An 11,273-nucleotide genomic window follows, 5' to 3' on the forward strand; every position below is an offset into this window, starting at 1 on the left:
ATCTTCTTGATGTTTTCGTTTTATGTGTTTTTACATATACATATATTCGTGATAGCAAAAGAAATAAAAAATAATGACTATGATTCTAATCTTTTTCATATTATAACCATAGTCATTATATAAAATCACTTTTAAAAATCTATTTCAAAGTTCTTACAAATTTTCTAAATGCTATATTCATAATTTAAAATTTTTGCTCTTGCCTCACTTACAAAGTAAAGAGACCCTGTGATTAAAATTAAATCGCCCTCTTCATATTTTTCTTTGTAATAATTTATTGCATCTTCCACTTTCATGACTTCTGCTTTTAGTCCATAATCAGATGCCTCTTTTTTTAGTTCTTCTGGATTTGTTCCCCTCTTGTAATCTAAATTTACAAAAATAACTTCATCTGTAAAGCTTGAAATTTCCTCAAGCATTTTTTTATGCTCTTTGTCAGATAAAATTGACATTATGAGAAAAAGTTTTTTGAATTTAAAATTGTCAATTGCCTCTACTAGTTTTTTTATGCCGTCAAAGTTGTGAGCACCATCTAAAATAATTAGTGGGTCCTTTGATACAATTTCCATTCTTCCCTTCCAAGTTGAATTTTTTATTCTTTCCTTTATCTTTTTAAGATCAATTTTTAAAATCCCTTTTTTATTTAAAAGATAGAGCGAATAAATTGCTCCAATAGCATTTTCCACTTGATAATCACCAATCTGAGTAAGGGAAAATTCTTCCCAATTATCTAACTTTAATTTAAAGTCAATGCTGGTTAAATTAGATTTTACAACCTCACTTTCAAGGTCCTTTGTATAATAAATTTCTGCAGATTTTTCTTTTGCTTCCTTATCTATCACTTTGAGGACTCTCTCATCTCTATTTGTAGTTACTACAAGTCCCTTTTCTGTAATTATACCTGCCTTTGCACTTGCAATTTCTTCAATTGTATTTCCTAGATATTCCATGTGGTCCATGGAAATTGATGTGATTATTGAAATTAATTTTTCACGGCTTGTGAAAATATTTGTGGAGTCGGCACGACCTCCCATTCCGACTTCCAAGATTGCTACATCAACCTTTTCTCTTTCAAAATAAATTATCGCCATAATTGTCAAAAATTCAAACAGGTTTAGTTCGCCATATTCATCAATTATTTCTGCTTCTTTATCAATTATAAATTCGCCAATTTCTGCAAAATCTTCTTGTGAAATTTCTTTGTCGCCAATTTTTATTCTATCGCAATAGGTTATCAAGTGAGGCGAAACAAAAGAACCAACTTTATAATCTTCTTTTAAAATGTCCTTTATAAAATTAACCGTTGAACCCTTGCCATTTGTACCTGCAACGTGAATTACTTTTAGATTTTTATGAGGCGACCCATTTTTTCCCAAAAACTTTTTTATTCTAGCATTGCCCTTTGACTTAAATTTGCCAATTCTATGCTCAATATTCTTTACAACTTCAAGATATGTCATAGGTTTTTTTCTACCTTTGAGATTTGTGCTTCTATTGTTTTCAAAATTTCTTCGTATTTTGTAACTTTTTCTTTTTCTTGCTCAATTAATTTTTCAGGAGCTTTTGAAACAAATCCTTCATTTGAAAGTTTGCCCTTTGCTCTTTTTAATTCAGCCTCTGCTTCTTTTTTATCTTTTTGAAGTCTCTTTAATTCTTTTTCAAAGTCAACAAGTTCCTTTAGCGGAAGTTGAATTTCTGCTTTATCTAAAACAATGGCAATATTTTCTGAATTTTTTCTTCCTTCATCGTCAGTTATTTCAACAGAATTTGAATAACCAAGATTTAGCAGAATTCCCTTCATTTCCTCAAAGATTTTCTTCACTTCGTCGTCCTTTGTGTAGACAATTGTGTTAGATTTCTTTGAATTTTCGATATTCATTTCACTTCTTGCATTTCTAATTTCTCTAATTGCATTTTCAATGTATTCTGTTGCTGCTTCTTCCTCTTCAAATACAAGTTTTTCATTGTATTCTGGCCAGCTAGAAACAATTAAAGCATCCTTTCTATTAGGAAGTGCTTGCCAAATTTCTTCTGTGATGTATGGCATAAATGGATGAAGAAGTTTTAAAATATTCTCTAGTACATATAAGAGAACTTTTATTGTGTTTGTTTTTTCTTCAACATCGTCAGAATATAAAACTGGCTTTACAATTTCGATATACCAGTCGCAGAAGTCAGACCAAATAAAGTCATAAATATCATCGGCAGCAAGTCCAATATCATATCTCTCTATTTTATCAGTAATTTGCTTTATAACTTTTTGTAATTTTGAAATTATCCACTTGTCTTCGTAATGAAGTTTTTCCACATCAAAGTTTGAATCCTCAATTTCATCAGACATATTCATCATCAAAAATCTTGTAGCATTCCATAATTTATTAGCAAAGTTTCTATTTGCTTCAACTCTCTTTGTATAGAATCTCATGTCATTACCTGGAGTATTTCCAGTTACAAGTGTAAATCTTAAGGCATCTGCACCATAATCTCTTATGATATCAAGTGGATCAATTCCATTTCCAAGAGATTTTGACATTTTTCTTCCTTGATCATCTCTTACAAGTCCATTTAAAAGTACATCCTTAAATGGAAGTTTGCCAGTTTGTTCAAGTGCAGAAAATACCATTCTAATTACCCAAAAGAAAATTATGTCGTAACCAGTTACAAGTACATTTGTTGGATAAAAATAATTATATTCGGGTGTGTTCTCTGGCCAACCCATAGTTGAGAAAGGCCATAGTGCAGAGGAGAACCAAGTGTCCAATGTGTCTTGGTCTTGCGTGTAGGTTTTATTTTCATGTCCCTTAGTATTTGATGGATCTTCTCTAGAAATTACAATTTCATCATCGGTGTCAGAGTACCAAACTGGAAGTCTATGTCCCCACCAAAGTTGTCTTGAAATATTCCAGTCGCGAATATTTTCTAGCCAATTTTCATAAATTTTTCCAAATCTTTCAGGAATAATATTTAAATTGCCCTTTCTATATTCTTCAAGAGCCGGCTTTGCAAGTGGTGCCATTTTTACAAACCATTGCTTTGATATAAGTGGTTCTATTACAGTTTTACATCTTTCGCAATGACCAACAGCATTGTGATGATGTTTCTTGCCAATGTAGAAGCCTAGTTTTTCAAAATCTTCAATTATTTTCTTTCTCGCTTCATACCTTTCCATGCCTGCATAAGCACCTGCATTTTCATTTAGATGTCCCTTTCCATCCATAATGACTAATTGACCAAGATTATGGCGAGCTCCAACTTCGAAGTCGTTAGGATCGTGAGATGGAGTGATTTTTACTGCACCAGATCCAAAGTCCATTTCAACATATTCATCGGCAATTATTGGAATCTTTTTATTATCCATTACTGGAATCATTACATATTCACCAACTAAGTCAGTGTATCTTTCGTCCTTAGGATTTACTGCAATGGCAAGGTCTCCAGGGATTGTCTCCGGCCTTGTAGTTGCAATTTCAATTCCGCCTTCTCTATCTGCAAAAGGATATTTGAAATACCAAATATTTGAATCTGTTTCAATGTGTTCCACTTCTGCATCAGAAATTGAAGTTTCACAAGATGGACACCAGTTTATAATTCTATTTCCTCGATAAATAAGTCCCTTTTCGTAAAGTTCAATAAAAACTTCTTCCACTGCGTGAGACAAATTATCATCAAGGGTAAAACTTTGCCTAGACCAGTCGCAAGAAATCCCCAACTTTTTAAGTTGATTTACAATGTTTCCGCCGTATTCGTGAGTCCATTCCCATGCTTTCTCTAAGAATTTTTCTCTTCCAATATCTTCCTTATTAATTCCTTCAGACCTTAGTTTTTCTACAACTTTTGCCTCTGTGGAAATAGATGCGTGGTCAGTTCCAGGAATCCAAAGTGTAGAGTAACCTTGCATTCTCTTTGTTCTAATTAAAACATCTTGAATTGTATTGTTTAGTGCATGACCCATGTGAAGATTTCCCGTTACATTTGGAGGAGGCATTACTATTGAATATGGTTTTTTATTCTCGTCTACCTCTGCTCTAAAATAATTATTTTCCATCCAATAGTCGTAGATTTTTTCTTCAAAATCCTTTGGATCATAAGTTTTGTTTAACTCTTTCATTTTTCCTCCTAAATTATATTTGTGAATTTAATTTTTATATAATAAAAGCGCCTTCCATCCATAAGGACGAAAGACGCGGTACCACCTTAATTTTTATTTTTCAATAAACTCTCTATTATCTTTAACGCGATAAACCGTCTCTGGCTACTATTTTCACCAAAGAAGCAAAAAAGCTACAATCGTAAAGTTTATAAAGACTTCTCACCAAATAGTCTCTCTCTAAATATAAATTTTTACAACCCTCTTTTTTATTGCTTGTTTTATTTTTTCAATATAAATCAGTGTAAGCTCCTTTGCCCACCGATTTTTTCTTTATTGTTCACCAAAAACTTATAAAGAGAATACCACAATTAAAACTTTAAATCAATAAAGATTTTGATTATCTAGGGATAAATCCAACTTTTTTATAAACTTTTCTTAGAGTTTTATTAGCTAGATAGCTTGCCTTTTCTGCTCCTTCTTTGTATACAGATTCAAGATAAGCTTTGTCCTCTCTTATCTCTTTAAACCTTTCACGAAGTGGTCTAAGTCCCTCTACTGCAACTTCGCCAAGGTCTTCTTTAAATTCTCCATATCCAAGATTTTCATATTTCTTTACGATTTCTTCAGGACTCATGCCAGAGAAGGATGCGTGGATGTTGATCAAATTTTTAAGACCTGGTTGCTCGTCAGAATATCTAAATTCTCCAGAGGAATCTGTAACTGCCCTTTTTATTTTCTTTCTTGTATCCTCTTCTGAATCTAAAATTAAAATAAAGGCATCTTTATTTGTATCTGACTTAGACATTTTTGATGATGGATCTTTAAGGGACATAATTCTCGCCCCTACTTTTGGCGTCAAAATTTCTGGAATAGTGAAAGTTTCAGAATATCTTGAGTTAAATCTTTGCGCCAAATCTCTTGTAATCTCAATATGTTGCTTTTGGTCTTCGCCCACTGGCACATAAGATGTTTGGTATAATAAAATATCTGCAGCCATAAGAACAGGATAATTTAAAAGTCCTGCTTGAACATCAGTGTATTTTTTGGCTTTATCCTTAAATTGCGTCATCCTTTGAAGTTGTCCAAGACCAGTCATTGTGTTTAGTATCCAGCCAAGTTCAGCATGAGCTGGCACATGAGATTGAATATATATTATACTCTTTTTAGGATCAAGTCCTGCTGCAAGATAAAGTGCAAGAACATCCAAGGTGTTTTTCCTTAGGTCCTTTGGCTCTTGTGCCACAGTTATTGCGTGCATATCAACTATACAATATAGACAATTGTATTCATCTTGAAGTCCAATAAAATTTTTTAAAGCTCCAATATAATTTCCAATTGTTAGAGAACCAGAAGGTTGAATCCCACTGTAAACTATTTTTTTATCATCCATTTTTTACTTCCTTTCTTCTTTCTAAATAAAATATAATGAAAATACTTATTATTTCAATAAAAGTTACAACTATACTTCCTTCTGGACCATAAACTTTGTCATACATGTCAAAATTTAAAACTTTAAAATTAAGTAAACTATTGAATCCAGCAACTCCACTAACAGGAAAACCATAAATCATAGACATAGAAAAGTTCCAACCCGCATGGACTCCACTAGTTAGCATAATATTATTTTTATAAAATAGAAGTTTTGCAAAAAATATTCCTACCAAAATTGTATTTAAAGTTGATAAGAATGTAGCACCATCATTGCCAAGGTGCAAGAGTCCAAATACAATTGAAGGTAATATAATGGCTATATTTTTGCCCAATCTATCTAATAAAACTCTTGTAAAAATTCCTCTTACTAAAAATTCTTCTGATGTGGATTGAATAAAAAATCCAATGAAGTATATTAAGAAAATAAAATTAATATTGCCTAAATTGCTTCCTCCATATTCGAGTACACTTCTAGCTATTTCTACTAATAAATAAATAGAAATTTGTAAAAACCCAAAGAATAATCCAATGACAATATTTTTTGCAAGCTTTTCTTTCTTGAAAAAGATGTAATCAATCTTCTTCTTTAAAATAAATTTTATGAATAAAATTGCAGCAGTAAGTTGTCCCGTCGTGCCTAATAACATTGCAAGCATTGCATTTTTATAATCACTAATAAAATAAGCTTGACCATAAAATAAAAATGAAAATAATAGAGTAAAAGCTCCAGATAAAATAACTACTCCTGCAACTAGGATGATGACCTTTATAATAATTTTAAAAACATCCCTTATATTAAGTTTTTCTTTCATAGTAATTACCTAGACTTTATATCTTTCCATCTCTTATTTACAATTTCTCTAACTTTTTTTTCATCTACATTTACAAGTTTTCTGTCCTTCATAATAAACTTTCCGTCACAAATTACAGATTCAACATCAGCTGAGTTTGCTGAGTAGACAAGTGCTGAAATCAAATTGTTCTTAGGTGTAAAGGAATTTGAATTCAAATCAAAAATTGTTAAATCGGCAATGTAATCTTCCTTTATTAGTCCAAGTTTTTCAAATCCAAGAGCTTCTGCACCATTTACAGTCGCCATTTTTAAAATTTCAATTGCCGGAACAGCTTTTTCATTCATTGTAACAGCTTTATTTACAATCCCACCAATATGCATTTCTTCTACAAAGTCTTGATTGTTATTTGATGAATCACCGTCAGTTCCCATTGCCAATTTTATATTGTTTCTTAGCATTTTATCCACTGGCGTAAATCCACTTGCAAGTTTTAAATTTGATGATGGATTGTATACTGGGTAAAATTTTTTATTTTTTACAAGTTCTATTTCTTCATCAGTTATGTGCACGCAGTGTGCTGCAATTATTTGACTGTCCAAAAGTCCCAAAGTGTTTACATATTCAATTGGCGTCATTCCATATTCTTTTTTTGAGTTTTCAACTTCAGTTAGTGTCTCTGATAAGTGAATGTGAATTAAACTGTCATAATTTTCCTTTGCTCTTTTTGCAATTTCTTTCAAAAATCCTGTGGAACATGTGTAAATTGCGTGAGGTGCAGGAACAACTTTTATTCTACCGCCACATTTGTTTTGATAATTCTTGTAAAGAGCGTCAAATTCCTCTAACTTTTCTTCGCCCTTTCCATCGACATCTGTCATTCCACGAGTTAGAACTCCACGAATGCCCGATTCAATTGCTGCATCGCCAACTCTATCCATTTCATAATACATATCGCAAAAAGTTGTAACGCCTGATTTTATGTTTTCTATAATAGAAAGCATTGACGACCAATAGATGTCTTCTCTATTTAATTTTGCTTCAATAGGCCAAATTTCATTTTCAAGCCAATCCATTAGCGCTAAATCGTCGGCATAATTTCTAAAATAGCTCATGCCAAGATGAGTGTGTGCATTGACAAATCCCGGTGTCAAAAGTTTATCTTCGCCATTAATTATTTCATCTGCATCTAAATTTAGATTTTCGCCGATTTTTTTTATTTTATTTTCTTCAATGAAAATATCTGCATTGTCTATTATTTTTCCCTTTTCTATATCTAAATAGGAAATATTTTTTATTAATACGCTCATAATTCCTCCAATAGTATTATTATAACAAAGATTAAAAAATTTTTTTTATTTATTGAAATTTATGCCCTATAAAAATAAACTTTGATATAATATTTTTATGAATGGAAATTATTTAGAATTTAATATATTTTTCGACATTATTGGCACAATTGCCTTTGCAATTTCTGGTGCCATACTTGGATGCAAAAAGAAAATGGATATTCTTGGTGTAATCGTTTTGGGACTTGTTACGGCGCTAGGAGGTGGATTTATTCGCGACCTTGTCCTTGGAATAACGCCACCAAAGATGTTTCAAAACTCAACTAACGCTATTATATCCACTGTATTTTCAATTTTAGTTTTTATTTTTTATGCACAAAAATCTGGATTTGAATATTCCAACTGGATTAAAATAATGAATAAGTTTATGATGATTACAGATACCATAGGTCTTGCCTCCTTTACCATTACTGGAATGGCGACGGCAATTTCCCTTGGTCACAATCAAAAATTTCTTTTGATTTTTGTAGGATCAATAACTGGCGTTGGTGGAGGAATGATTCGTGATGTATTAGCAGGGACTATTCCCTTTATCTTTCGCGAACAAATTTACGCAGGCGCTTGCATATTAGGTGCCATAGTTTTCATAATAGCAAGACATTTTTTAGGTTATCAACTTTCAATGATAATTTGCTTTTTCACAGTTTTAATTTTTAGGCTTTTAGCTGTAAAGAGAAATTGGAATTTGCCTAGAATAAAAGATTAGGAGGAAAAAATGGCAGTAGCAGAATTAACACTTGTACCCATAGGAACAAATAGCACATCTGTTAGTAAGTATATTGCAAATGCTCTTGATTCAATTGGTGAAATTAAAGGGCTTACTTATGAACTTAACCCAATGGGAACAGTTATATCTCACAGTGATTTATCAGTTTTATATAAAGTTATAAAAAAAATGCAAGAGTCAGTTTTTGAAAATGGAGCAAATAGAGTTTACTCTGTTATTAAAATTGACGACAGACGTGACAAAAATTATACATTTAAAGATAAGGTAAAGTCTGTAAATGAAGAGAGAAAAACAAATAGTTAAAAAACCTCATCTTAGATGGGGTTTTTTGCTAAATTGATTTTTAGGAGGAAAAATATGTACGAGGGATTTTTAACTGATGTCAAGGGAATAAAACTTGGTCACGCAGAAGATGCTCATGCTCTTACTGGCACAAGCGTGGTCTTGTGTGAAGATGGTTTTACTGCAGGAGTTGATGTCCGTGGTGCTGGACCAGGCACTCGTGAAACTGACCTTTTGCGTGCAGAAAATTTAGTACAACAAGTTCACGCAGTTTTTTTAACTGGTGGCTCTGCTTATGGCCTTGATGTTGGCGGCGGTATTATGAAATTTTTAGAAGAAAAAAATTGTGGCTTTGATGTGGGTGTTGGTGTTGTACCCATAGTTCCCGGCGCAGTTTTATTTGATCTCGCAATAGGTGATGCAAAAGTTCGTCCTGATTTTAATATGGGTTATGCTGCAGCAAAAAATGCAAGGGATAAAGATAAAACAATGGGAAATTTTGGCGCAGGTTGTGGCGCAAGCGTTGGAAAAATCTTGGGCAATGATTTCGCAATGAAATCTGGCATTGGTCAATCCTCTGTAAAAGTTGACAAACTTGTTGTCTCCTCTATTGTCGCACTAAATGCCCTGGGAGATATTTTTGACTATGAAGCGGGAAAAAGAATTGGCGGAGTTTACGACAAGAAAAATAAAAAATTTTTAGAAACTAATACTCTTTACGAAAACAAATTTAAAGACTATAATCTATTTAGCCCAGCCAACACAACAATATCTGTCATTGCAACAAATGCAAAACTCACTAAAGCAAATTGTAACAAGATCTCACAAATGGCTCATGACGGTTATGCAAGGAGCATTAATCCAGTGCACACAATGAACGATGGAGATACTATCTTTACACTTTCTAATGGCGAAATCGAAGCAGATATAAATTTAGTTGGCATACTTGCTGCAAAGACTATTTCAAGGTCTATTGCAAATGCAATTTATTCTGCAAAAGATGCAGGCGGGCTTGTAAGTTATAACAGCATCAAATGATGCGTGAAGGGTATCTTTTTGAACCCTATCTGGAGGTAAAAATGAATAAAAGTATTGAACGTAACAGAAAGCTAGTAATAGCTGCTATGCTCGGTGCAATAACAGTTGTACTTAGTATGACACCACTTGGGCTAATTCCACTTGGAGTTATTAATGCAACAACTATGCACATACCTGTAATTATTGCAGCTATCGCAGAGGGACCTGTTGTTGGTGCACTTGTTGGACTCATTTTTGGAGTTTCTTCACTCTTAAATGCAATTTTAAGAAACGCCAGTCCCGTTGCCTTTGTCTTCTACAATCCACTCATCTCAGTTGTACCTAGAGTTTTAATTGGAATAACTTCTTATTATAGTTACACTGCAATGAAAAAACTTGAAGACAAAAATTTAAGGACTCTTACAAAAATTTTGTGGGGACTTGTTTCACTATTCTTGGCATATCTACTTTATAAGAATATAAAAACTGGTGGATCAACTCTTAACATTACTTTTGTAGTAATACTGCTTGTATTATGTCTAGGATTTTTAATCTATTCCTTTAAGTCAAGCGAAAGGGACTTCCCTATTGCCATAGGAGCCTTTGTTGGTTCCATGACTAATACAATTTTAGTTCTAGGCGGAATTTATTTAATCTACGCAAAAAGATATGTAGAAGCACTTAACATTCCAATGGAAAGTGCAAAATCAGCAATACTTGGAGTATCTGTAACATCAGGAATACCTGAAGCAATTCTATCTATTATCATCACTACGGCAGTTATAAAAGCTTTAAAATCAAGAAGGGGTTAATATGTTACTTACAATTGATATAGATAATAAAAACACTGACTTTGGTATATTCGACGAAAATAAACTTGTCACGAAATTTTCAATAATGACTGACAAAAATAGATCTGCTGAAGAAATTAAACTCACTATTAAACTTATATTGATGGATAAAAAAATTGAATTATCTGACATAAAGGATATTATTCTTTCAACAGTAGTTCCTGAACTTAATTCAAACTACGAAAATATTTCCATGGACCTCCTTGGCAAAAGTCCAATAGTTATTTCTGCTGGAGTAAAAACTGGTTTAAATATAAAATGTGAAAGTCCAAGAGAAGTTGGCACAGACAGAATTATAAAGGCAGTGGCTGCTACTAATAGGTACAAGGAAAATATTATAATTATTTCTGCCTCATCTGTTACTACAATTGACTATATCAATTCAAAAAAAGAATTTCTAGGTGGATTAATCCTTCCAGGAATAAATCTTCTTCAAGATTCATTAGTTAAGGGTAGTGCAAAACTTCCCCATGTGGAAATAAAAAAACCTGAAGACGTAATTGGCAAAAATACAGAAAAAGCCATACAAAGAGGAATTTATTTTGGATATAAAAAGGCTGTGCTTGGAATAGTCGATGAAATTGTAAATACCTATTCCTTGAATAAAGAAAATACAAAATTTTTAATCACAGGTTCCTTTGCCAGTCTTTTAAAAAATGAAACTTATCTCTTTGAAGAAGATCAAACACTTGGAATTGTCGGATTAAAAATAATTTATGATTTGAACAAAAAAAG

10 protein-coding genes and 1 other annotated feature are annotated in these 11,273 nt (G+C 32.5%); of the genes, 5 read left to right on the forward strand and 5 right to left on the reverse strand.

Going from position 1 to position 11,273, the window contains the following annotated elements; all coding sequences use genetic code 11:
• Positions 1-164: 164 nt before the first annotated feature.
• From ACQRC6_RS06540 to ACQRC6_RS06560, 5 genes are all read right to left on the reverse strand, one after another.
• Positions 165-1,460 (reverse strand): bifunctional folylpolyglutamate synthase/dihydrofolate synthase, encoded by a 1,296-nt coding sequence (locus ACQRC6_RS06540; protein ID WP_427848247.1) that lies wholly within the window; start codon positions 1,458-1,460, stop codon positions 165-167.
• Positions 1,457-4,108, reverse strand: coding sequence for a valine--tRNA ligase (locus tag ACQRC6_RS06545; RefSeq protein ID WP_427848248.1), 2,652 nt, complete (start codon positions 4,106-4,108; stop codon positions 1,457-1,459). Before ACQRC6_RS06545 ends, ACQRC6_RS06540 begins: the two co-directional genes overlap by 4 nt.
• 59 nt (positions 4,109-4,167) lie before the next feature.
• Positions 4,168-4,369 (reverse strand) — a binding site (T-box leader).
• 118 nt (positions 4,370-4,487) lie between these two features.
• Complete coding sequence (gene trpS / locus ACQRC6_RS06550; protein WP_427848249.1) at positions 4,488-5,480, reverse strand: tryptophan--tRNA ligase; 993 nt, start codon at positions 5,478-5,480, stop codon at positions 4,488-4,490.
• Positions 5,473-6,333, reverse strand: a complete 861-nt coding sequence (locus ACQRC6_RS06555) for a CPBP family intramembrane glutamic endopeptidase (RefSeq protein WP_427848250.1) — start codon at positions 6,331-6,333, stop codon at positions 5,473-5,475. The genes trpS and ACQRC6_RS06555 overlap by 8 nt, the downstream gene beginning before the upstream one ends.
• A gap of 5 nt (positions 6,334-6,338) precedes the next feature.
• Complete coding sequence (locus tag ACQRC6_RS06560) at positions 6,339-7,622, reverse strand: amidohydrolase (protein WP_427848251.1); 1,284 nt, start codon at positions 7,620-7,622, stop codon at positions 6,339-6,341.
• A gap of 97 nt (positions 7,623-7,719) precedes the next feature.
• On the opposite strand from ACQRC6_RS06560, the gene ACQRC6_RS06565 reads away from it, so the two are divergent.
• From ACQRC6_RS06565 to ACQRC6_RS06585, 5 genes are all read left to right on the forward strand, one after another.
• Positions 7,720-8,367, forward strand: coding sequence for a trimeric intracellular cation channel family protein (locus ACQRC6_RS06565; protein ID WP_427848252.1), 648 nt, complete (start codon positions 7,720-7,722; stop codon positions 8,365-8,367).
• Between the two features lie 9 nt (positions 8,368-8,376).
• A complete protein-coding gene (locus ACQRC6_RS06570; RefSeq protein WP_427848253.1) occupies positions 8,377-8,691 on the forward strand; it encodes an MTH1187 family thiamine-binding protein in 315 nt (104 codons plus the stop codon).
• A gap of 54 nt (positions 8,692-8,745) precedes the next feature.
• Positions 8,746-9,708 carry a P1 family peptidase gene (locus ACQRC6_RS06575; protein WP_427848254.1) on the forward strand — a complete coding sequence of 321 codons (963 nt, stop codon included), beginning with the start codon at positions 8,746-8,748 and terminating at the stop codon, positions 9,706-9,708.
• 41 nt (positions 9,709-9,749) lie between these two features.
• Positions 9,750-10,499: an ECF transporter S component gene (locus ACQRC6_RS06580; protein WP_427848255.1), complete on the forward strand. Its 750-nt coding sequence runs from the start codon at positions 9,750-9,752 to the stop codon at positions 10,497-10,499.
• A 1-nt stretch (position 10,500) separates the two neighbouring features.
• A partial coding sequence (locus ACQRC6_RS06585) for a type III pantothenate kinase (RefSeq protein ID WP_427848256.1) occupies positions 10,501-11,273 on the forward strand: 773 nt, incomplete at its 3' end.

The sequence above is a fragment of the Peptoniphilus sp. SGI.035 genome, from assembly GCF_050315115.1.
Lineage (GTDB): Bacteria > Bacillota > Clostridia > Tissierellales > Peptoniphilaceae > Peptoniphilus_A.